Source organism: Bifidobacterium sp. LH_416 (assembly GCF_056357055.1).
The window spans coordinates 259,615-282,072 of the sequence record NZ_JBKEVJ010000003.1 but is presented as its reverse complement, the minus strand read 5'-3'; the positions used below and the strand labels follow the sequence as shown (position 1 = coordinate 282,072).

Genomic DNA, 22,458 nt, shown 5'->3' with positions numbered 1-22,458 from the left:
TCCAACAGTTCAGCTCAGTCACTCGCTCACATCGAGCGCGAGCAGATCATTCACGGTCTGGCGGCGCAGCATCACATGTGCACCGGCCTCGCTCACAGCAACTACGGCAGGAATCAGCGCCTGATTGTAGTTGGACGCCATAGTGCGGCCGTATGCGCCGGTAACCGGCACGGCAAGCACATCGCCACGCTTCAGATCAGCGGGCAGGCGGACCTCGTGCACCACAATGTCACCGGATTCGCAATGCATGCCACAGACACGAGCCAGCATGGTCTCATCAGAACCCTTGCGGTTAGCCAGTCGTGCGGTGTAATCGGCACCGTAGAGCGCCGGACGGATGTTGTCGGACATACCGCCGTCCACGGAAACGTACACGCGTTCGCTAATCGGGTTGCCGGCCGAATCCTTCGGCGCATGATCGCCTTCACCGCTCAAATGCACGTGCTTGATAGTGCCCACACGGTACAGGGTCACGCCAGCAGGAGCCACAATGTAGCGGCCCGGCTCGAAGCTGATGGCGGGAGCCGGCATGCCGAGCGCACGATTGGTGGTGCTGACTGCTTCGGCAAGGCGTGCGAGCTCCACGTCGATATCCATCGAATCCTCGCCGTCCGTGTATGCCACGGAGTAGCCGCCGCCCAAATCAATCTCCGGCAGCGTGAACGCATCGGTGGCATACAGGGTTTTGCGCAGCAGCATCATGCGCTTGCCTGCCTGAATGAAGGCGTCGGCATCGTGAATATTGGAGCCGATGTGCGAATGCGCGCCGACCAGTTCGAGCACATCCTGGTTGGCCAGGATGGTTTTCAGCACGGCGATGGCCGGGCCGTCCGCAATGGCAGTCATTGCTGCAGCCAGTGCCTGATCCTTTTCGGAAACCTGCTCATGGCTCAGGTCGTACGGATACTTCACGTCGTACTGCAGCTTGCGTTCGCGCCTATGCTCGTCTGCCTCACCTGCGATTGCGCTATCAGCAGTGTCTGCAACGGGTGCGATGCGCGCATTCGTTACGACCGGGGTTACGTCGGTGAGATTGTTCAGCACAGTGTCTAGTACTGATGCGTCAGCATTGGCCGGCAGCAGCGGTACGCCGAACTTCTGATCCTCGTGAGCAGTGGAAATGTATTCATGTCCGCCTGCGTGCACGCCCACGGTGACGCGCAGCATCACGCGCGCACGCTTGCCCAGTTTGCGGGCGATGGCAGCGATGCGCTCAGGTTCTTCAGGCTCGTCAACCACGATTTTGGCGAAGCCCTGTTCGATGGCGAGGGCGATTTCCTCGTCTGACTTGTTGTTGCCGTGCAGTACCAGGCGGCGTCCGGGAGCGCCTGCTGCCAGGGCGATTTGCATTTCGCCCATCGTGCAGGTGTCCACGTACATCCCGGCTGCGAGCACGAGTCGCACGACTTCCTTGGAGAGGAAGGCCTTGCCGGCAAAGCTCACATGCGTGGTGGAGTTGTTGAACGCATTGGCGGCCGCGCGTACAAAGTGGTGTGCGCGCTCGTTGACCTCATCGGTATCGATGAGGTACAGCGGGGAGCCGAACTCGTCCAGCAGGGATTCAGCCGTACGGCCATGGAATTCAATAGCGCCTTCAGCGTTAACGGCCGTAGCAGCCGGCCAAATTGGTGTAATAGGCATAATCAGATCACATCTTTTCGGGACGGACAGTCCAGTGGACTGTCCGTAGCAGCGAACAGCGATAGCGTCATGAGCGTCGCAGGGTACTGCGATGGCCGAAGGCCATCACATCTTCTCGGGGGAAGAGACGCCGAGCAGGTCGAGGCCGGCGGCAATCACGTTGCGGACAGCATCGTTGAGCTTCAAACGGGCGGCAGCGCGGGCCGGTTCCGGGTTCTTGGCGATTTCCAGAGCCTTACGAGCCTCGTCATCGCCGCGGGTTTCCGGCTCGGTCAATGCCATCGGCACCACACGCTCCACGTTGTACCACTTGTGGTATGCGGCGGCCAGATCCTCCAGATAATGTGCCACGCGATGCGGTGCGCGAGCATCACCAGCCAAAGTCACCAGCGCCGGCCACTGGGCGAGCGCGGCGAGCACTTCGCCGTCTGCCTCGGTATCGAGCAGTGAGAGATCCGCACCCTCGTACGAAATGCCTGCGGCCTCAGCGTTGCGGTCCACGTTGCAGGAGCGGGCGTGCGCGTACTGCACGTAGTAGACCGGGTTGTCGTTGGAGTGGGAAGCGAGCAAGTTCAGGTCGATATCCACCGGCGAGTTGTAGTCGGTGCGAGCCAGCGAGTAGCGGGATGCGTCCACGCCGATGGCTTCAACCAGATCGTCGATGGTCACGACGTTGCCGGCACGCTTCGACATGCGCACCGCCTTGCCGTCCTTCAGCACGTTGACCAGCTGGCCAATCAGAATCTGCATGTTCTCGCCGGGCTTGTCACCGAAAGCAGCGCACATGGCCATCATGCGGCCAATGTAGCCGTGGTGATCGGCACCGAGCATGTAAATGGCGATGTCTGCCGGGTCGGTACTGCGGTGACGCTTGTTCCAGTAGTAAGCAATATCCGCAGCAAAGTACGCGAATTCGCCGTTGGATTTCAAAATCACGCGATCCTTGTCGTCACCATGCTTGGTGGATTCGAACCAAGTTGCGCCATCCTTCTCGTAGATGTCACCGCGTTCGCGCAGTACTTCGATGGCGCGGTCGACTTCGCCGTCCTGGTACAGGCTGTTCTCGTGGAACCAGACGTCGAAGTGCACGCGGAAGTCCTTCATGGACTTGCGAATCTCGTCGAACATCATCGGCACAGCGCGCTTACGGAATTCCTCACGCACTTCGGAATCGGACTCGCCGATCGGCTCACCGTCGTCGTTCAGGCCCTGGTCCTCATGCTGGAGTGCAGTGAGATCCACGCCATCAGCTTCTGCTTCAGCCTGCACGCGGCGGGCAATTTCGTCAATGTAAGCACCCTTGTAACCATCGAACGGAGTTTCGGTCTGGTATCCGGCAGCTCCAAGGTTGTTGTCGTATGCCCAAGCGGCAACCAGCGACTTGGCGAAGCGGTTGATCTGCTCGCCGTGATCGTTGAAGTAGTATTCACGCACCACCTTGGCGCCGTTGGCCTCGAGCACGCGGGCCATGGAGTCGCCGGTGGCAGCCCAACGGGTGCCGCCGATGTGAATCGGACCGGTGGGGTTGGCGGAAACGAACTCAAGGTTCAGGGTCTTGCCGGCCAGGTGATTGTTGCGACCATACGTAGAGATGCCGTTCTCATCGACGGGCGCGTTCAGCACCTGATCCACTACTGCCGCAGCGGAAGCGGAGTCAAGGGTGATGTTGATAAAGCCGGGGCCAGCCACTTCCACGGACTTGATGCCATCCGCCTCGGTGAGGGCGGCGGCGAACGGTTCAGCCAAATCGCGCGGCTTCATGCCGGCCTTCTTAGCCAGCTGCATGGCAATGTTGGAGGCCCAATCGCCGTGCGCGCGGTCCTTCGGACGCATCACGGTCAGCTTTTCAACGGGCGGAATCAGCTCGTCGGTCAATTCGCCGGCTTGACCGGCTGCGACGAGATTATGGGCAATCTTAGAAATCAGTTCACTTAACGCTTCAGGACTCATTCTTCTAAGGATACTGAGAAGAGAGACGTTTGCGGATGGCTGATGGCGTAGCCACCATTGCGATACATACCGCCGCCTTACCTGTTTTCCTGATCCTCTGCCGTATGTACGGGCTCGCCGCACGCCTATACATACCGACCGACGGTATGTATAGTGCGAGCCAGCACGTCACAAAGGAGATCCAGCCATGGCTCGCAACGCACATCCGGAAATCACCGAGCAACGCATCCTCGAAGCCGCGCGTGACCTGTTTATGGAAAAGGGTTATGAGAAAACCTCAATCCAGAACATCGTGGACCGGCTCGGCGACCTTTCCAAAGGCGCAATCTACCACCATTTCAAGTCCAAAGAAGCTATTCTCGACCGACTCAACAGCGCAGATTGGGACTATAGCCAAGGCGAGCGCGACAGAATCATGGCTCGCACAGACCTTACCGGGCTCGAAAAAATGCGCGCAATGCTGACTATCTCTATCAACAACGAAGAGCATCAGAAGCTCAACGAAGTCGCTCTCCCCTTCCTAGACGACCCCACAACGCTGGCCTCCAATCTCAATTTCTGGGCCACCGAGCTGCCCAAGCACTGGCTGCCCATCATCGAGGAAGGCATACAAGACGGCTCAATCCCCACCGAATATCCGCAGGAAGCCGCCGAACTTATCTCACTGTTAGCTAATTACTGGCTGCTCACCCGTTTCTACCCGGCAACCCACGCTGAGCTTAAACATCGCATCCAATGCCTTGCCACCATGCTCGCCTCCATTGGAGTACCGGTTTTCAATCAAGAACTTGTCGACCAAACCTACGTTTTTTATGCATCGTTCACCAGCGAGCGCTGATGGCTCTCCCACAGCTTTCGAATCAATTCGTTCGCTCGAATCGTTGGAATCACTAAGGAATTGCCATGAACTGCAACCGCTCTCCACTCCGCAGCCGTAACTTCGCGCTGCTCGTCGCCGGCCAAGGCATTTCATTGTTCGGCAATCTGATGCTCAGATTCGCCATGGCCATGTGGGTGCTGGACGAAACCGGCTCGGCCACGATTTTCGCCTCGATTCTGGCCGTCTCCATCGTGCCAATGATTGTGCTCTCCCCGTTCGGCGGCGTATTGGCCGATCGCATGAACCGCCGTACCATTATGGTGGCGCTTGACGCCTGCTCCGGCGTACTGGTGTTGGCAAGTGCACTGATTTTCGCTGCGATAGGTTTCAACATCACGGCCATCGCCACTATGCAGGTGGCTCTTGCCGTGCTCGGCGCATTCGAAACCCCGACCGTGCAAGCCGCTCTCCCCCAAATGTTTCGCGATTACGGCCAGAGCACGCTCAGGCAGGCGATGGCTGTAGTCAATCAGGTGCAGCAACTCGGCTCGCTGCTGCCGAGTTTTCTCGGCGGTGTCCTGTACTCGATGGTTGGTATTCGCCCGATGATGGCGATTACTATCGCCAGTTTCGCCTTTGCCGCCATTATTGAATGTTTTATTCAGCTTGCTGCTCCCGACCGTGGTGATGACGAGCTGCCCACGCCTATTGAGGATTTGAAGGCTGGTATTCGATTCTTGGTCAAAGATCGGCCGAATGTGTTCGCATTACTGCTGTTTGCTGCCGCGCTGAACTTTGTGATTATTGGTAATTCTGCGGTCGGTTTCCCGTATATTATTCGCACAGTGCTGGGCTTTGACGCCACTGTGTACGGCATTGCCGATGGTTTGGTTGGTGTTTCCGGGGTGATTGGAGCGTTTGTGGCCGGCTTCTTTGCCGCAAAACTCACCATGCGCAAGTTCCCGATGACGATGGTTGCGTTCGCGCTGTCGCTGCTACCGCAAGGTTTGATATTTCTGATGCCGGTGTCTGCCTGGGTGAAGTTATTCGTGCTGACCGGATTCACGTTCATCACGATGATTGCCAGCTGTTTCTCGAACTTGATTGCGATTCCCACGATTCAGCTCAATACGCCGGACGCGATGACTGGCAAGGTGATGTCAATGACTGCGGCCATCAGCATGTGCGCGCAACCGCTCGGCCAAATGGCATACGGCTGGGCATTCGACCACCTATCCGTCGCCGCCGTACTGCTTATTTCGGCGAGTTTGCTGGGATTAGGAGCCGTGGTCTCCATGCGCCTTACCCAACGATTTGAGCAGTAGCGCAATATTGTGGCTCCCTCTGACGAGGGAGCTGGCAGCGAAGCTGACTGAGGGAGAGAAGCACGGCGACAGCCGTCAGAAAAAGGCATCGGCCTATGGCCGATTCAATTTTCCCGGCGATGATATCGCCTCTACTTCTCTCCCTCAGTCTCGCTTACGCGAGCCAGCTCCCTCATCAGAGGGAGCCACTGTTACGCTTTAGTCGAAGTCTGCACCGAGCGCTTCGAGCTTGCCGCGGAAGTCGGCATAGCCGCGGTCGATCAGGCTGATGCCCTGCACGTTGGACGGACCCTTGGCCGCCAGGGCAGCGATCAGATGGCTGAAACCACCGCGCAGATCCGGCACGTCGATGTCACGGCCGGTCAACGGGGTCGGTCCGAAGATCACTGCGGAATGCTTGTAGTTGCGCTGCTGGAAGCGGCACGGCAGGGAACCGAGGCACTCACGGTACAACTGAATCGTTGCGCCCATCTGCACCAGCGGCTTCGTGAACCCGAAACGGTTCTCGTACACGGTTTCGTGCACAATCGACAGGCCGTTCGCCTGAGTCAGGGCCACCACAAGCGGCTGCTGCCAGTCGGTCATGAAACCGGGATGCACGTCCGTCTCAATGGCCACCGGCTTCAGATCGCCGCCCGGATGCCAGAAGCGGATGCCCTTGTCGGTCACGTCGAACTCGCCGCCGACCTTGCGGAACACGTTCAGGAACGTCATCATCTCCGGCTGGGTCGCACCCTTGACGAAGATGTCGCCATGCGTGGCCAGTGCAGCCGACGCCCAGGACGCGGCCTCGATGCGGTCCGTCAGGGAGGTATGCGTGAAGCCCTTCAACTCCTTGACGCCCTCGATACGGAACGTGCGGTCCACGTCCACGGAAATAATCGCGCCCATCTTCTGTAGCACGGCCACCAAGTCCATAATCTCCGGCTCGATTGCAGCGCCAGACAGCTCGGTCTTACCCTCGGCCAGCACGGCGGCCAACAGCGTCTGCTCAGTAGCGCCTACGGACGGGTATGGCAGGTGAATCTTCGCACCATGCAGGCCGTCTGGTGCGGTGATATGGATACCGTCCTTATGCTCCTTGTCCACCGTGGCACCCAGCTTGCGCAACGTCTCCAAATGGAAGTCGATCGGACGGCCACCAATCGCACAACCGCCCAAAGCCGGAATGAACGCCTCGCCCAAGCGGTGCACCAGCGGACCCGAGAACAGAATCGGGATACGCGAGGAGCCAGACAGCGTGTCCACATCAGCTACATCCGCCAGCTGCACGTGGGAAGCATCAATTGTCACAATGCCGTTCGCACCGTCCACATCCACGTCCACGCCATGCAGACGCAGCAGATCGGACACCACATGCACGTCACGAATTTCCGGCACGTTCTTCAACACGGACTTGCCCGGCGCAAGCAACGCGGCCACCATGGCCTTGCTCACGAAGTTCTTCGCGCCACGCACCTTGATGGTACCGTTCAGCGGCTTACCACCCTCAACATGCAGCACATCATTCGTATTCTCAGCCACGCCACTCTCCTATATACGGTCATGCGATAGGTTCCTATGCAATGAAGGCACAACGCCACTTTGCATGAAACCTTGCGGTTCATCAACGCTATCGTCTAGTTTGCCATAACCCATGTGCGCACTCGGTGAAATGCGCCTGAAGCCGAACTTTGCAGAGCTTTCGTGAACATCATCACCAAATCTCATCAGCAAAGTCACCCGAGTTCAATCCATACCGCAAATGTAACCTACCTCACATTCCCAGACGCGAGGTTCTCCACCCCTCTACGCTACGATTCGAGGCAGGGCAATTGACGCCTCGGCCACAAGCAAAGGAGCATTTATGACCACCGTCGCCGTTATCGGCTGTACGCACGCCGGCACATTCGCCGCCACTTCAATTCTTGCCGAACATCCTGATTGGACTGTTCACGTTTTCGAACGCAATGGCACACTATCTTTCCTCTCCTGCGGTATCGCATTGTGGGTGGGTGATCATGTCTCCGATCCAAAGAAGATGTTCTATTCCTCTCCGGAAGCTTTAGCCCAGGCCGGCGCAACCATGCATATGCGCACTGATGTGACCTCTGTGGATCCGGTTGGTAAAACCCTCACCTATCGTTCGTTGGAGAACACCGACGCTCCCGAGGAGACACTCTCCTTCGATAAGCTCGTCGTCACCACCGGCTCCCGTCCAGTAATCCCGCCGATTCCCGGTATTGACAGCCCGCATGTACTGCTGTGCAAGAACTGGGATCACGCTATCGCCATCAAAGAAAAGGCGAAAATCGCCAAGTCCGCTGTGGTGATTGGCTCCGGCTATATTGGCGCGGAAATTGCCGAACAGTTCAGCTTGACTGGCGTTCAGACCACGCTGGTCGATGGTCTTGACCGCCCGCTGGCCAATAACTTTGATAAGTCCATCACCGACCAGGTCGCCGCCGCATTCGAAGAGCATGGTGTGACGCTGGCACTCGGTCAGAAAGTGGTGGAGTTCCGCGATAACCCGGATAACACCGTTACCGTGGTCACTGAAAAGGGTGAGTACACGGCTGAGATGGCGATTCTGGCTGTGGGCTTCCTGCCGAACACCGATTTGCTCAAGGGCAAGGTGGATATGTTGCCGAACGGCGCCATCATCGTGGATGATTACATGCAGGCCTCTGTACCAGATGTGTACGCAGCTGGCGACTCTGCCACCGTGTTCTACAACCCCACCGGCAAGCATGACTACATTCCGCTGGCCACCAACGCCGTGCGCCAAGGTCTACTTGTGGGCCGCAATATTGAGAAACCGACCGCAAAGTACATGGGCACGCAGGCCACTTCCGCAGTGCAGCTGTACGACCTGTCTCTTGCGGCTTCCGGCTTGACTCAAGCCGGTGCTGAGCGCCGCGGCCTGACTGTGCATGAGACTGAACTCACTGAGGATTATCGCCCGGACTTCATGCTCACCACTACTCCGGTCACTTCCATCCTTACCTGGGATCCTGAGACCCGCAAGGTTAAGGGTGGCCAGTTCTGCTCCAAGGCAGATATTTCCGGTGCCGCAAACGTGATTTCCATGGCTATTCAGGCTGGTTTCACCATTGATCAGCTTGCCAACGTGGACTTCCTGTTCCAGCCGAACTTCGACAAGCCCGTTTACTATGTCGGCGCTGTTGCCATGAAGGCTGCTGCAGAAGCGTAAACATCTGCTGATGTGCCCGGTTGAAGTCGTGCTTCAACCGGGCACAAGTCATCTATCACGCATTCGCGATTACAAGTTTGCCTTGATCTTGCGTGCCAGCTCGGCATCCCACATGGCTCCGGTGGCAGACATCACGGAATCCGCGCCCGCAGCCTTGTATGCCTGGTAATCTTCGGGCGAAACCACGCCGCCTACACCGTTAATGGCAAAGTCTAGGCCCAGACGCTCACGCAATGCGGCCAGTCGACGCACCATTTCAAGGCCTGCGCCACGAATCGCACTGCCGCACACGCCAGAGCGGTCACGCCCCGCGCCCGGCAACGCCTGGTTTCCGTCAGCATCTACCAGACGCGCGGAAATCGTGTTAATAGTGCTGAAGCCTTGAACAGTACCGCGCCCCACGGTGGAACGCACCATCAATTCCAAATCATCATCGCTGGGAATGAATGCCAGCTTAATCATGAGCGGTGTGTCACCAATCTCGTTTTTCACTGCTTCAGTAATACGGCCCACCAGCAGCGGATTATGGCATAGCAAGCGGTTATGCCCCTCATTCGGGCAACTGGTGTTCATAACCATGAGCTTCGCACCGGTTTCCTTTACCAAACGAGCCGTGGTGGCATGATCGGCAATGTAATCTTCCTCGCTCATGCCGTCCACACGTGAGCCTTGGAAGCTTGGTGCCAGCACTTGACCCGGTCCGGCAGCGGCAATGGCATCGCACATATCCGGCTGCCAGACATCCGGCTCTTGAGAAGGCACACCGAAGCTGTTGGAGATGGAGATTGGCAGCTCATAATTGGTGTCCGCCAGAACACCCTCGTCCAATTCGGCACTGCCCGGGGTCAATGAGCCATCTGCAGAACGGGGGTGCACTGCCAGTACGTTCGGGAACGGATTGCATCCCCAGGCACGCGAACGCACGGTTTTATAGGTAGCCAAATCAAATCCCATGCGGAAAGCCGCCGTGGTGTAGCGGCTATTGAGCAACGGACCTGCCGGAATACCAAACGCCAGATTTACCGGCTGCCCCAAGAACGACTCGCTCCTCTTCCCTGGCTCCCCCTCATAGGGGGAGCTGTCGGCTATGCCGACTGAGGGGGTTCCCTCCGAGGAAAGCACCTCAGCAAACGCCCCGAATGGTCCTTGAGCATAGTTGTCTTCATAGGTGCGGTTTACATCATAAAACGGCTCAAAATCACTCATAATTCAACGATAAGCCATACCGCGAACCTGACACTGCAGGCATATATATAGTGAAGCCCGCTCCTGCATAACACAGGAACGGGCTTCACACTATGCATCAATCAGCTCGGGAAATTACTCAGCACAGCAGTCGCAACTATCCCTCGCCGATGAGCAGCTGATTACGCGCGATTACGGCGTGCAACCAGCATTACCACAGCACCAGCAATCAGTACTGCTACAGCCAGCAGGATATACACCACGGATGCACCGGTATCAGTCAGAGGGTTCTTGGATTGATTCTTCGTGGAATCAGTCTTCTGATCGCTCTTGTTCTGATCAGTGCTGGTGGAAGGCACCTTCTTCTGCAGCTTGGCTATTGCATTCTCCAGCTGCTGCTGAGCGGCATAACGTTCAGGCTCTGTGGAGTTCGGATCGTTCAGCACCTTGCTGGCGTTGTCACGAGCCTGCTCGAACTGCTTCCAGGAGTCTGCCGTGTAGTCGTTCTCGTTCAGCTTGTTGGCCTGGTCAACCGCCTGCTGCAAGCCATCCTTTGCGGACTTGACAGTCACCTTGCGCACAACGCTGGCAATGTTGCCAGCCTTATCCGTAACCGTGTAAGTCAGCTCGTAGGTGCCAGCCGTCTTGGTGTCCACAGTGCCGGAGATTTCCACCGCAGCAGTCAAATCACCAGAGACTGCATCCCAAGCAAGCACTCCTGCCTTGGCGTCGAAGGTGTCGCCATAGTTCAGCGTGACATCTTCAATACCGGAGAACAGTGGCTTGGTCTCGTCCTTAGCGAGCGCAGCCTGAGCATCGGTGAGCTTCTTGGCAGCGGCGTCAATGGCAGCCTGAGTGGCCCGCGCATTGCCGTTCACCTTGATGGCTTCGTCCAGAGCCTTGATCAGTGCAGTCCAAGAATCAGTAGTGTACTGGTACTGGTCAAGTCCCTGAGCTGCAGTGATTGCAGCATCCAGTGCAGTACGGTCGGCATCCTTAACGGTAACCGTGCGCTCCACAGTGGCGGTATTGCCAGCCTTATCGGACACGGTGTAGGTCAGCGTGTATTCGCCAGCCTTGTTCACATCCACCGAACCTGTGACCACGATGGCAGCAGTCACATCACCGGAAACATCATCCTTGGCAGTTACACCGGCCTTCGGATCGAATGCTGCACCGAAAGCAACTTCGGCGTCATCAGCACCGGAGATAACCGGAGCAGTCGTGTCCTTGACCAGCGCATCCTGAGCCTTGTTGAGGGCATCAAGAGCGTCATTGATGTCGGCCTGAGTAGCATCAGACTTCTTCAATACAGCCTCAGCCTGAGCAAGTGCGTCAGCGAATGCCTTCCACGAATCCGGGGTGTAGTCGTTCTCGTTGAGCTTGCCAGCCTCTTCCACGGCCTGCTTCAAAGCGTCAGCACTTGGCTTGACAGTAACCTTACGGGTTACGGTTGCCTTGTTGCCTGCCTTGTCGGACACGGTGTAGGTCAGCGTGTACACGCCATCCTTCGTAGTGTCCACAGTGCCGGAGATCTGGATGGCAGCGGTCAAATCGCCATCTACATCATCCGTGGCAGTCACGCCATCCTTCGGATCGAACGCAGTGCCCACTGCGATGGTCACATCGTCAGCACCCTTGATCACCGGCTTGGTCTTGTCGAGCTTCTTCAACGCCTTCTGTGCGGCGGTCAGACGCTCGGTGGCCTTGTCAACTTCGGACTGCGTAGCGTTCTTGTTAGCTAGCACGGCCTGCGCGTTCTTGCGAGCGGCAGCGAATTCGGCCCAGCCATCGGCAGCGTAATCGTCCTCCTGAAGATCAGCAGCTGCATTCACGGCCTTTTGCAAGGCAGCGGTATCAGCAGCGGTCACGGAGACCTTACGAGTTGCCGTAGCGGTGTTGCCAGCCTTGTCTGACACGGTATAGGTCAGCGTGTATTCGCCAACCGTGTTGGTATCCACAGTGCCGGAGATCTGGATGTTAGCAGTCACGTCACCATCCACATCATCCGTGGCAGTCACACCGGCCTTCGGATCGAAAGTACCGCCAACCTTGACGGAGGCATCTTCCACACCGGAGAACACTGGCTTGGTGGTGTCAGGCTGTTCGCCAACGGTGACCACACGCTTGGCTTCAGCCTTATTACCGGCCTTATCAGAGACGGTGTAAGTCAGCGTGTACTCACCAGCCACAGCAGTATTCACCGAACCGGAAATCACGATGGAATCCGTCAGATCGCCGGAAACATCATCAGCAGCGGTCACGCCAGCCTTCGGATCGAAGACCGCGTCAAAGTCAACAGTGATGTCATCAGCACCGGAGATAACCGGAGCAGTGGTGTCCTTGACCAACGCACCCTGAGCCTGAGCCAGCTTGGCCTGTGCAGCATCCAAGTCAGACTGCGTGGCGCTGGCATTGGCCAGCGTATCCTGAGCATCCTTCAGTGCAGCAGCGAAAGCAGCCCACGTATCAGTGGTGTACTGGTACTGGTCGAGCTTGGAAGCTGCCTCAATGGCAGCCTTCAAGGACTTGGTATTGGTCTTAACCGTAACCTCAGTAGTGGCGGTAGCCGTATTGCCGGCCTTGTCCGAAACCGTGTAGGTCACAGTGAAGGTGCCACTGTTGGAAACCTTGCCGTTGCTCAGCACCAGACCGCCGAGGTCAACTGCGATGCCGGAGGTAAGGTCACCATCCACGTCATCCTTGGCGGTTACGCCAGCCTTCGGATCAAAGGCATCGCCCACGGTCAGAGTGACGTTCTTCTTCGCGCCGGAGATGACCGGAGGCACAGTGTCCTTCGGGGCAGACTTCGGGCTCAGCTTCAGCGTGGCCTTGAGATGGTCGATAACGCTCGTGCTGCTGTTCTTCGGCTTGAGGTTCATGTCGTAGTAATACGTGACTGTCGCCTCGCCGGTCAGACCGGTGAGCTTAGTGCCATCAAGCGTGGCGCCCACCACGTTGCTGATCTTGGAAGCGTCAATCCACGGAACCACGCTCTCCAGGTCGAAGCTGCCGGTCGCCTCGTCATAGGTACCGGTGTAAGGCTCGGCTTCAATGGCCTGCGGAGTCTCCTCGACACCGCCCATGCCTTCCACAATCGGATGCTGAGTAGAAGGCTGGTAGCCCGGGTAAGCGCTCACATTCAGACCCGTATTATTGCCGTTGGCGTTCACCGCCAGCAACGGGTTGCCTGACACAGTCACGTAGCTGGAAATGTAACTCTCCGTGCTACGCGGTGACACCGAACTTGGAATATTGAGCGATGTCAGCTTGTTACCAGCCAAGCTGAGATTATCAAACTTGGCGTTATCTGGAATGGTGATATTGCGAATATCGTTATCCGAAAGATCAACGCCGGAGACGTTGCTGCCTGACAGGCCAGCAACGATGCTGTTGGCTTGATCATCTGTGATGCCGTTGCCGCCGAGAATCACCGTGTACGCGGTTCCCGCAAACCTGCTTAGGCTCGTAATTTTGGTTCCACCAAGTCCGAGCTGGCCGAGCTTGACATCCTTCAGAGCAGCCACAGTGGACTCATTCACATTGGTGCCGCCCAAATCCAAGGTATTCAACTTGGTGTACTTGCCAAGATTGAGTTGGTTCACGTCGGCAGGAACTCCGTACAACAGCAAACGAACCAAATTCGCCTGATCACTGATCTTCAGGGACTTCAAACTGGTATCACCAGACAGTGCCAGCGATGTCAGCGCCGTGTACCCCGACAAATCAGCAGACTGCAGGTTCGTTGCGTCGCGCAGAGACAAGTCCTCCAGCTTCTGCGGGTTGGGAATGTTGGGGAGCGCCACTCCATTCCATCCGTTTATGCTCAAGCTGGTAAGGCCAGAAGCCTGAGAAAGATTCAGATCAGTAAGTTGAGTATTACCATACAAGCCCAGTCGCTGAATCGACGCTGGCACGGACAATGCCGTAACAGCAGTGTTGCTGAGAGTCAGATCTGTCAAGGCTGGGAATAACGAAAAATCAAACGAGTCAAAAGATCCGTCATACAGAGCTAACCCGCTGAGCTTAGGCAAAAGCTCAAGGCCCTTAAGGGAAAAGACTGAATTGAGATACAGATACGTGATATTGTTCAGCTCATCTTCGCTCAAAACACCATCTTGATTGGGATCACAATTATACGAGCTCAACGCCGCGCGCACATTGGCATCCGGGAAGTTGGTCTCGTTGATAGCCACGCCGCTCGGCTGAGTCGGTTCTTGATCGCCACCCAGCGCTGCCAGTGCCTCGTCAACGGTTTGGTTCTTTCCAGTTACGGATTCACCCTGATAGCTGTTACCAATCTCGAGCACAGCAATGGTGGCACCCGCATATTCACCACTTTGCACTTTGGCTACACCGAAACCGGCAATATCAGCGAGTGGGCTCACCTCGGTCAGGTAATGTCCATAGCCTTGACGGTCACTACCCGGCTGAGCGCTTAATTCGCTGTACCACAATGTCACCGGATTATGAGCATCGCTGCGATCCGGGTAACCCAACGCCTGGTTTTCAGGACCGAACATGATGGTTCCACTTTGATACTGAGCCGAGTGGAACAGGTTCTGATCATATTCAGAGTGCACATACCAGCTCGGCACGCCGTTGTACATATTGGCGTGCGCATCCAAATTACCGGCAGCAGCCAGCTCGTTAGCGCGAGTCTGCGCCCACTTCATCAGGTCATTGTTGACTTTGAGTGCCGGCACCGCCTGGCCGTCCGCCGTATTGGCGGCAACCTGATCGACAGTTATTTTGGCATTGTTGTCGGCATTCTGCGCATCGGCGATCTGCTGCGCAGTCAACGGCGTGCGGTCAGTACGTGCACGCAAATCATTGAGCTGCTGCAAGTACTGCAACGATTGCTTAATATTTGCAGTGGCGTTGGCATCAGGTCCAACGCTGTCAGCGGCGTTGGCGGTCAATGCCGTCACACCCATGGTGAGCACAGTCGCGGCAGCGGCCAGCACACCCACTATTTTCTTGGTTATTGTCATGGCGGTTTCCCCTCTTCTCCGCCACTGTGCGTACACACATCCCCGCATCCGAGTCGGAGAATGATTTGAATACTCTCCTACGGGTTGACGCTACCCCCCCCCCATGGATTTTTTCCAGCAAAAAGACAGGAATTTACAAGGGATTACGGGAAATGTCACATCAATGTGACACCCAAATCACCGCCACCACCATTTGACTGTCGGATTTCCAACACCAACTGCAGGATTTCTGACACTGACTGTAGGTATTCCAACACCGACTGTAGGTTTTCCAACAGATTCCGTCGGAAAACCTACAGTCAACGTCAGAAACCCTACAGTCAGTGACCAAAAACCGACAGTCAGTGTTGGAAATCCGACAGTCAACCGCAGTACCATCGCTGCTTTACCAGCACATTGCTGCTTTACCAACGTCAGTGTCAGCACCAGCACATCCAAATTACCCTCAAGCAGACAGCGCTTCGACCAGCAACAGCACTGTCAATCCAAGGTTGACCACCACGAACGCAATGAATACCGGCGAAGTCCAACCAGCATACGTATCCGGAATACTACGGTTCTGCATACGGTACTGCTTCAGCCCACGGCCATACAGCACAAGTGCCACAATCGCACCCACTAGGCCAATCAACGTGAGCACAATCGTATACACCGTGTACTGCGAATCGTTGAGCTGACCAGCAAACCAAGTATCAATAACGCCAGACAGAATCGCGTTATTGAAAATATGCAGCGCAATCGACCACACCAGCGAATATTCCATCGCCACAAATCCAAGAATCAAACCAAACAGGAAAGCAAATGTGCCCTGCACAAAGTCGTCATGGAACAGACCAAAAGCAAACGCAGAGGTCACAATAGCGAAGTTCTTACCCAGCGGCTTCAGCTCCTTCATCAGCACACCGCGGAACATGACTTCCTCACAAATCGGCCCAAACAAGCCAATATACAGCCACATAGTCACCGTGTTGGAGGATTCATTCAGACTTTCTGAAGTTGGAGAAATCAGGTCGGCGCCAAACATTGAGACGCCTATTTGCGCCACAGTAACCGCACTCTGCACACCCAAGCCCAACAGAACGAAAATAAGGAACCATTGAGGGCGCATCCTTCCGCCACCGTATTGGCTGACGCGACCAATCTGATTAGGCTCACCATACGTATCCATATGCGAGCCGCCGAACCAGAATTCGCGGGTCAAGATATCGCGATGCCGCATGATGAGCAGGAATCCCATCGCAAACACCAGTGAGGCAAGACTGAAAATGCCGTCGCCTCCATCAGGGCTGTTGGCAACGTTCACCGCGAGGATTCCGATGATGACACTCATCACGATAGTGCCCGCGTACATCATGGCTTCGTAAGCGAATGCAAGCCCCATCGCGCGATTCACTACGCGCCTGCGCCAAGTGTTCCAAGCTTGACGCAGGTTGACCATCATGACTGGAGGCTGTGCCGGCACCGCGGCATATGTCTGGAATTGCGGAGTGTACGGCTGGTGTGCAGCATACGGCTGAGATTGCGCAGCGTATTGGGCCGCTGGATGTACTGGAATCTGCGGATGAGGAGCCTGCTGAGGCACCGATTGCGCTGCGTACTGCGGCTGAATTGGTTGAGATGGCACTGGCTGAGGGGCAACTGATGGTGCCGCATATGGCTGTGCAGCTGCGGGATACTGCTGCGTTTGCCCAGATACTGCAGCATAGCGCGGTTGCTGAGGGTACGCAGGCGCGGCTGGTGCAGCCGCAACGTATGGCTGCGCAGTCTGATAGTGAGGAGCCGTATACTGCGGCTGCGCTGCAGACTGCTGAGTCACCGCCGGCGCGCTCGTGTATGCAAATGACTGCTGTTGCGGATGCGCAGATAGTGCAGACGCAGGTGCAGTTCCCGGCTGAGCAGCTGTATACGACTGCGTCTGGAATGGATACTGAGGCGCCGGTGCCATTGGTACAGACGGCATAGGCACAGTCTGCGGAGAATAGTGCTGTTGTTGATACTGCTGATATTGTTCAGGCTGTGCCGGTATCGGTGCAGACTGCTCCGTTTGTGCCACTGGCTGCGATTGCGGCTGCTGCTCATTCATGCTCATGAGCCTCAACCTATTCGCCATTTCTGAACAATTCGTGACTATGTCCACAAATATTGGCGAATACCATCACTAAGCATTGCGATTAGAGCATGAAAGCTCACTATTTCCTAGGACGCTGACGCCTTGCAACTGCTAGAAGAATTCCTGCAAGTACCAGCAATACTGCTACAACACCAACAATGCTGGCTACGTTTACTCCTGTAGCAGCAATGATGCCGACTTGACTTGCAATCATGGCCATGAACACCAAGCCCCTTTCGATCCCGTCATTGGGATGCATGCAGAAGGCGACTATGCCTTCCACACATCGTTCCAGTGCAACAGCATTCAAGTATAGGGGGTATACGGGTGTACACACCCATCAACATGCCATACCCCCCCTAAAAATAATTTGGCTCTGTTGCGTCAATGTTGATTGATGCAACAGAGCCAATAATGTGAGGTTGCTAGTCAATGGACCCGGTCCGGCAATTATGGACTCGCTCTACGAGCGAGGCTCAATATTGGCCGGTCCACTGTCGTGGCCCGGCGCAGGCCCTGTCGAGAGCCCACTGGGCTCTCTCCGGGCTGATCTCGGCTAGATGATGCCTCGATCAGCCAACGGACCTGCCCAATTACCCTCTTCAGGCTCGCGAGCGGATTGGATTTGCTCTTCGGGCCAGTGCTTGGCAGGGATGGTCTTGGGCTTGAACGGGAACTTTTCGGCGCGCATCTTCTCGTATGCGGCGATGTCGTCCTCATGCTGCAGCGTCAGGTCGATGTCGTCGTAGCCGTTCATCAAGCGCCAACGGGTGTAATCGTTCACCTCGAACGGGAGGGTCACGTCACCGCAAGTCACCGTGCGGGTTTCCAGCGAAACAGTCATTTCGCGGCCAGGTTCCTCTTCGAGCAGCTTCCACAGCAGCTCGACGGATTCCTGCGGCATAATCGCAGCCAGAACGCCATTCTTAGCGGTGTTGCCGTAGAAGATATCAGCGAAGCTGGGTGCAATCACCACGCGGAAGCCGTAATCATGCAGCGCCCACACGGCGTGCTCACGGGATGAGCCGATGCCGAATTCAGGGCCGGCCACCAGAATCTGACCCTTACCAGCGTATTCCGGCTGGTTCAGCACAAAGTTCGGGTCGCGGCGCCATGCGTAAAACAGGGCGTCATCAAAGCCGGACTTGGTCACGCGCTTCAGGAACACAGCTGGAATAATCTGATCCGTGTCCACATTGGAGCGGCGCAGCGGCACGCCCACGCCGGTCAAAGTAGTGAGTTTTTCCATAATTAAAAGTCCTTTACAGATCAGCCGGGCTGGAAATCGTGCCGCGGATTGCGGTAGCGGCGGCAACGGCCGGGGAAGCCAGGTGCGTGCGCGAACCCTTGCCCTGACGGCCTTCGAAGTTACGGTTCGATGTGGAGATCGAGCGCTCGTTCGGCACCATCTTGTCCGGGTTCATGCCCAGGCACATCGAGCAGCCAGCGTTACGCCATTCAGCACCGAAGTCCTTGAATACCTTGTCAAGACCTTCCTTCTCCGCTTCAAGACGCACGCGGGAGGATGCTGGTACTACCAGCACGCGGTGAATCGAATCAGCCTTATGATGGCCCTTCATAATCGCGGCAGCCTGGCGCAAATCGTCAATACGACCATTCGTGCACGAACCGATGAACACCGTATCCACGGCAATATCCTTAATCGGCATGCCCGGCTTCAAGCCCATGTACTTGATTGCGCGCTCAGCAGCGGAACGCTCAGTAGCATCGGCAATCTTGGCGGGGTCCGGCACATCGGCGGTAATCGGCAAGCCCTGGCCAGGGTTGGTGCCCCAGGTCACATAGGGCCCAAGCTTGGTGGCGTCAATGTCCACTACCTTGTCGAATACGGCATCATCATCGGTCTTCAGCGTCTTCCAGTACGCCACGGCCTTGTCCCACAGCTCACCTTCCGGCGCATGCGGGCGACCCTTCAGGTACTCGAACGTGGTCTCGTCCGGGGCGATCATGCCAGCGCGTGCGCCTGCCTCAATAGACATGTTGCACACGGTCATGCGCTCATCCATAGTGAGGTTGCGGATGGCCTCGCCGCGGTATTCAATCACGTAACCTTGGCCGCCACCGGTACCGATCTTGGCAATAATCGCCAGAATAATGTCCTTGGCGGTCGCGTCCGACGGCAGCTTGCCGTTGACATTGATGGCCATGGTCTTGAACGGCTTCAGGCTCAGGGTCTGCGTGGCCATCACATGTTCCACCTCGGACGTACCGATGCCGAATGCCAGCGCACCGAACGCACCGTGAGTGGAGGTATGCGAATCACCACAGACGATGGTCATACCAGGCTGAGTCAAGCCCAGAATCGGAGCGAACGCATGCACGATACCCTGATCGGCGTCGCCCAACAGGTGCAGTCGCACACCGAATTCCTTGCAGTTCTTCTCCAGCGTGCTCAGCTGCAGTGCGCTGGTTTTGTCCGGATTCGGACGATCGATATCCACAGTCGGGGTGTTGTGATCCTCAGTGGCGATGAGCTGATCGACATGACGCGGCTTACGGCCGGCAAGACGCAGGCCCTCAAATGCCTGCGGACTGGTGACCTCGTGCATGAGCATCAAATCGATGTACAGCAGATCGGGAGCGCCGTCGCCGCCCTTGCGCACCAGATGATCGGCCCAGACCTTCTCGGCCAGTGTCGTTCCCATAGTGTTCCTCCAAAAAATTCCGCGCGAAGTATTGTATTCGCGCCTTGTTCGTGGTATAAGCCTATGTGGTCGTGTTGGGCTCAGCCCCACGCAGGCCGGATATTGAGATAACCGAGTTAATAGATATTTCCGACCGTTTCCGTCAGCTTCTTCGCTGTCCGTAGATACCTTATATACTGTGTCAGTCTGCTTCATGTATGAGGGTTCCACGCTGATTTCATTCAGATTTCTACCATAGTGGATAGCGTTTTGGACCACGACCACCAAGTGAGACACTTCCTCGATTTGGTATTTCACTATGTGAGATGGCATAATCGCATGTATTATGACTGATTCCCAAGAAGAACCTTTAGAGTCCGGCACCACCGCGCCAGAACCGCTTGAGACTACCCCTGTAGCAGCGCCTACTTCCGCATCCGATGGGGAGATTCATTCCGGCGTCGGCGTGCTTGATAAGACTGTAAAAATTCTCGACGCGCTCGAGTCCGGCCCGTCCACGCTCGGCCAGCTCGTGGCCGCTACCGGTCTGGCTCGTCCGACCGCTCACCGTTTGGCTATTGCTCTTGAGCGCCATCGTTTTGTACTGCGCGATCAGCATGGCCGATTTGTACTCGGCTCCCGCTTTGCTGAGCTCGCTGCTGCAGCCGGCGAGGATCGACTGCTGACCGCAGCTGGCCCGATTCTGCAGACTCTGCTCGATCGCACTGGCGAATCTGCACAGATTTACCGCCGTCAGGGCGATCAGCGCGTGTGCATCGCCGCAGTGGAGCGAGTCTCCGGTCTGCGCGATTCCATTCCGGTTGGCGCCATGCTCTCTATGGAGGCAGGTTCTGCAGCCCAGATTCTGCTGGCTTGGGAGGATTCCGAGCGACTTCACCAAGGTCTGCGCCACGCCAAGTTCACTGCAACCAAGCTGGCTGCCGTCCGCAAGCGCGGCTGGTCCGAGTCCGTCAACGAACGCGAAGAAGGCGTGTGCTCCATCTCCGCTCCGATTCGCAACGCTTCCGGTCAGGTGATTGCTGCGATTTCCATTTCCGGTCCGACTGGTCGTATGGGTGCCGCCCCCGGCCGCCGCTACGCGCCGCTGGTAATGGCCGCCGGCAAGTACCTCACCGAGGCACTGGTTAAGGCAGTCCGCTAAGTTCAGCTGCGATTGTATGCAATTGTGAGCGATAAGGAATCGGCTTTCGGCCGATTCCTTATTTTTTTATTTAAAGAGTCCGGTCAGCTTGCTCCACAGCGTCGGTTTGCGCAGCAAATCATCGCCTTCTCCCTCTCCAGGAGTCGCTTGGTTCAGCGCATACGTGTAAGCCTGCTTGGAGCTAGGCTTGCTACCAACCAATTCGCCGAATTCCAGCAGCTGCGTGCGCGGTTCGTAAGGATGACGAATATCAAACTCAATGAGTCGCGTCGCGCGCTTTGCCGGAGCCGGGCCGTATGTGTTGAAGCCACAAGTCGGCGTGGCAATCAAGGTCAGCCCTTCATATTCCCCGACAAATCCATTGCGATGATCATGCCCCGCAGCCACAGCGAAATACCCGCCGCTCTTGCACAACATCTCAAATTCATTCGACTTATCTGGGCAGGAAATGCCTTCTCCCAAGTACCCGCCTGGCTGTGTGCATTCCTCGTCAAGAATGTAATAGGTATCGGCATGATTGCGATAGCCCTGCATCGCATAAGCCGTGTTCGCCGGCACTGGCTTGAGCACGTTGTAATACTCAGGCAGCGGCATGTGCTGGAACACCATTGATTTGACGGCATGCTTCTCCGTGGAAGTGGAAGTTGCATCCGACTCCATATCCGCATCACTCATCAGTTCCGGCACCCGGCGCAGAAAATCAATCGCCCGCTCCGAAGGCACGCCAAAGCCACCGCCGTGAGCGTAATCACCAGAGTCCAGAATCACCAAGCCCAGCATATTGCGGCTGTTCTCCACATCGCGTACCGGCAACGCCAACGTGCCCGGTTCACAGGTATATATAGCCTGCTCAGGCAACAGCGAATCCGCCGAATTAATGCAGCCGGAAAACTCACGATAGATGGTATCAAGTTCAGCATTGCTCAACCCGCATTGGAAATCATGATTGCCATACGTTATTGTCCACGGCACTTTGCGGGCTTCGAGCGGCGCCACCAACTGGGCCGTCGCCTGACGTACCAGTTCACGCGTTTTCTCCAACGCGCTTTCGCTAATGGATTCCTCGCTCCAGCGGCGTTTGCGGAACGTGCCAGCAAACGACGGACCAAAACCGGCAATCTGGTTACCGGAGAAAATCACCAAATCAGGGCGCGTGGCATCAAGACTGGCTTCCAATAGCGAAATCGTGTCTTTGGCGATTTTCGGGCCATCCTGAACATCGGCAACCTGCAGTACGCGGAATTTGCCGGAATGATGGAATTGCAAGCGTCCAAGACGCGCGGAAATAGAAACCGGACGATCATCCCCTGCATCGGCTGGCTTAATACGGGGCTTCGAAGACAGCCCCTCAGGCGCACGTTGTATTTCCGTCATATTCTCCACTGTACACATAAAAGAAAAGGCCCACCGGAGTGGGCCTTTCTACAAGTTCA

Annotated in this window: 14 protein-coding genes and 1 pseudogene; 5 read left to right on the top strand and 10 right to left on the bottom strand. The window is 56.5% G+C overall.

Annotated features, from left to right (window positions below; genetic code table 11):
• Window positions 1–18: 18 nt before the first annotated feature.
• Both AC1AY0_RS08165 and argS read right to left on the bottom strand, forming a co-directional pair.
• The gene (locus AC1AY0_RS08165) at window positions 19–1,641 is read right to left on the bottom strand and encodes a diaminopimelate decarboxylase family protein (RefSeq protein WP_476526177.1); all 1,623 of its coding nucleotides are present in this window, start codon (window positions 1,639–1,641) and stop codon (window positions 19–21) included.
• Between the two features lie 105 nt (window positions 1,642–1,746).
• Window positions 1,747–3,591 (bottom strand): arginine--tRNA ligase, encoded by a 1,845-nt coding sequence (gene argS / locus AC1AY0_RS08160; RefSeq protein ID WP_476524626.1) that lies wholly within the window; start codon window positions 3,589–3,591, stop codon window positions 1,747–1,749.
• A 187-nt stretch (window positions 3,592–3,778) separates the two neighbouring features.
• Between argS and AC1AY0_RS08155 the strand changes: the two genes are divergently transcribed.
• Both AC1AY0_RS08155 and AC1AY0_RS08150 read left to right on the top strand, forming a co-directional pair.
• On the top strand, window positions 3,779–4,429 hold the full coding sequence (locus AC1AY0_RS08155; protein ID WP_476524624.1) for a TetR/AcrR family transcriptional regulator: 651 nt from the start codon (window positions 3,779–3,781) through the stop codon (window positions 4,427–4,429).
• 65 nt (window positions 4,430–4,494) lie between these two features.
• Complete coding sequence (locus AC1AY0_RS08150; protein ID WP_476524622.1) at window positions 4,495–5,736, top strand: MFS transporter; 1,242 nt, start codon at window positions 4,495–4,497, stop codon at window positions 5,734–5,736.
• Between the two features lie 198 nt (window positions 5,737–5,934).
• On the opposite strand, the gene murA is transcribed toward AC1AY0_RS08150, so the two are convergent.
• Complete coding sequence (gene murA, locus AC1AY0_RS08145) at window positions 5,935–7,260, bottom strand: UDP-N-acetylglucosamine 1-carboxyvinyltransferase (protein ID WP_476524620.1); 1,326 nt, start codon at window positions 7,258–7,260, stop codon at window positions 5,935–5,937.
• 322 nt (window positions 7,261–7,582) lie between these two features.
• Here murA and AC1AY0_RS08140 point away from each other — a divergent pair, with 322 nt between their 5' ends.
• Entirely contained in the window at window positions 7,583–8,929 is a 1,347-nt protein-coding gene (locus AC1AY0_RS08140) for an NAD(P)/FAD-dependent oxidoreductase (RefSeq protein ID WP_476524619.1), read from the top strand.
• 69 nt (window positions 8,930–8,998) lie between these two features.
• Here AC1AY0_RS08140 and AC1AY0_RS08135 read toward each other — a convergent pair.
• The 3 genes and pseudogenes from AC1AY0_RS08135 to AC1AY0_RS08125 all read right to left on the bottom strand — a co-directional run.
• Window positions 8,999–9,973, bottom strand: a pseudogene (locus tag AC1AY0_RS08135) (diguanylate cyclase); the annotation flags it as partial.
• Between the two features lie 323 nt (window positions 9,974–10,296).
• Window positions 10,297–15,108 carry an immunoglobulin-like domain-containing protein gene (locus AC1AY0_RS08130; protein WP_476526175.1) on the bottom strand — a complete coding sequence of 1,604 codons (4,812 nt, stop codon included), beginning with the start codon at window positions 15,106–15,108 and terminating at the stop codon, window positions 10,297–10,299.
• A gap of 445 nt (window positions 15,109–15,553) precedes the next feature.
• The gene (locus AC1AY0_RS08125) at window positions 15,554–16,549 is read right to left on the bottom strand and encodes a lysostaphin resistance A-like protein (protein WP_476526174.1); all 996 of its coding nucleotides are present in this window, start codon (window positions 16,547–16,549) and stop codon (window positions 15,554–15,556) included.
• Window positions 16,550–16,578: 29 nt separating this feature from the next.
• Here AC1AY0_RS08125 and AC1AY0_RS08120 point away from each other — a divergent pair, with 29 nt between their 5' ends.
• Window positions 16,579–17,070 (top strand): hypothetical protein, encoded by a 492-nt coding sequence (locus tag AC1AY0_RS08120; RefSeq protein ID WP_476524614.1) that lies wholly within the window; start codon window positions 16,579–16,581, stop codon window positions 17,068–17,070.
• Between the two features lie 227 nt (window positions 17,071–17,297).
• On the opposite strand, the gene AC1AY0_RS08115 is transcribed toward AC1AY0_RS08120, so the two are convergent.
• From AC1AY0_RS08115 to leuC, 3 genes are all read right to left on the bottom strand, one after another.
• Entirely contained in the window at window positions 17,298–17,438 is a 141-nt protein-coding gene (locus tag AC1AY0_RS08115) for a hypothetical protein (RefSeq protein ID WP_476524613.1), read from the bottom strand.
• Between the two features lie 336 nt (window positions 17,439–17,774).
• Entirely contained in the window at window positions 17,775–18,467 is a 693-nt protein-coding gene (leuD, locus tag AC1AY0_RS08110) for a 3-isopropylmalate dehydratase small subunit (protein ID WP_476524612.1), read from the bottom strand.
• A 13-nt stretch (window positions 18,468–18,480) separates the two neighbouring features.
• The gene (leuC, locus tag AC1AY0_RS08105; protein ID WP_476526172.1) at window positions 18,481–19,884 is read right to left on the bottom strand and encodes a 3-isopropylmalate dehydratase large subunit; all 1,404 of its coding nucleotides are present in this window, start codon (window positions 19,882–19,884) and stop codon (window positions 18,481–18,483) included.
• A 325-nt stretch (window positions 19,885–20,209) separates the two neighbouring features.
• On the opposite strand from leuC, the gene AC1AY0_RS08100 reads away from it, so the two are divergent.
• A complete protein-coding gene (locus AC1AY0_RS08100) occupies window positions 20,210–21,025 on the top strand; it encodes an IclR family transcriptional regulator (RefSeq protein WP_476524608.1) in 816 nt (271 codons plus the stop codon).
• A 66-nt stretch (window positions 21,026–21,091) separates the two neighbouring features.
• Here AC1AY0_RS08100 and AC1AY0_RS08095 read toward each other — a convergent pair whose 3' ends face one another.
• Window positions 21,092–22,399 carry a metallophosphoesterase gene (locus AC1AY0_RS08095; protein WP_476526171.1) on the bottom strand — a complete coding sequence of 436 codons (1,308 nt, stop codon included), beginning with the start codon at window positions 22,397–22,399 and terminating at the stop codon, window positions 21,092–21,094.
• Window positions 22,400–22,458: the final 59 nt, after the last annotated feature.

Coding starts and splice junctions, on each gene's coding strand:
- AC1AY0_RS08165 (WP_476526177.1), bottom strand. CDS start 1,641: ATGCCTATTACACCAATTTGGCCGGCTGCTACGGCCGTTAACGCTGAA.
- argS (WP_476524626.1), bottom strand. CDS start 3,591: ATGAGTCCTGAAGCGTTAAGTGAACTGATTTCTAAGATTGCCCATAAT.
- AC1AY0_RS08155 (WP_476524624.1), top strand. CDS start 3,779: ATGGCTCGCAACGCACATCCGGAAATCACCGAGCAACGCATCCTCGAA.
- AC1AY0_RS08150 (WP_476524622.1), top strand. CDS start 4,495: ATGAACTGCAACCGCTCTCCACTCCGCAGCCGTAACTTCGCGCTGCTC.
- AC1AY0_RS08140 (WP_476524619.1), top strand. CDS start 7,583: ATGACCACCGTCGCCGTTATCGGCTGTACGCACGCCGGCACATTCGCC.
- AC1AY0_RS08130 (WP_476526175.1), bottom strand. CDS start 15,108: ATGACAATAACCAAGAAAATAGTGGGTGTGCTGGCCGCTGCCGCGACT.
- AC1AY0_RS08125 (WP_476526174.1), bottom strand. CDS start 16,549: ATGATGGTCAACCTGCGTCAAGCTTGGAACACTTGGCGCAGGCGCGTA.
- AC1AY0_RS08120 (WP_476524614.1), top strand. CDS start 16,579: ATGTCTGGAATTGCGGAGTGTACGGCTGGTGTGCAGCATACGGCTGAG.
- AC1AY0_RS08115 (WP_476524613.1), bottom strand. CDS start 17,438: ATGGCCATGATTGCAAGTCAAGTCGGCATCATTGCTGCTACAGGAGTA.
- leuD (WP_476524612.1), bottom strand. CDS start 18,467: ATGGAAAAACTCACTACTTTGACCGGCGTGGGCGTGCCGCTGCGCCGC.
- leuC (WP_476526172.1), bottom strand. CDS start 19,884: ATGGGAACGACACTGGCCGAGAAGGTCTGGGCCGATCATCTGGTGCGC.
- AC1AY0_RS08100 (WP_476524608.1), top strand. CDS start 20,210: ATGACTGATTCCCAAGAAGAACCTTTAGAGTCCGGCACCACCGCGCCA.
- AC1AY0_RS08095 (WP_476526171.1), bottom strand. CDS start 22,399: ATGACGGAAATACAACGTGCGCCTGAGGGGCTGTCTTCGAAGCCCCGT.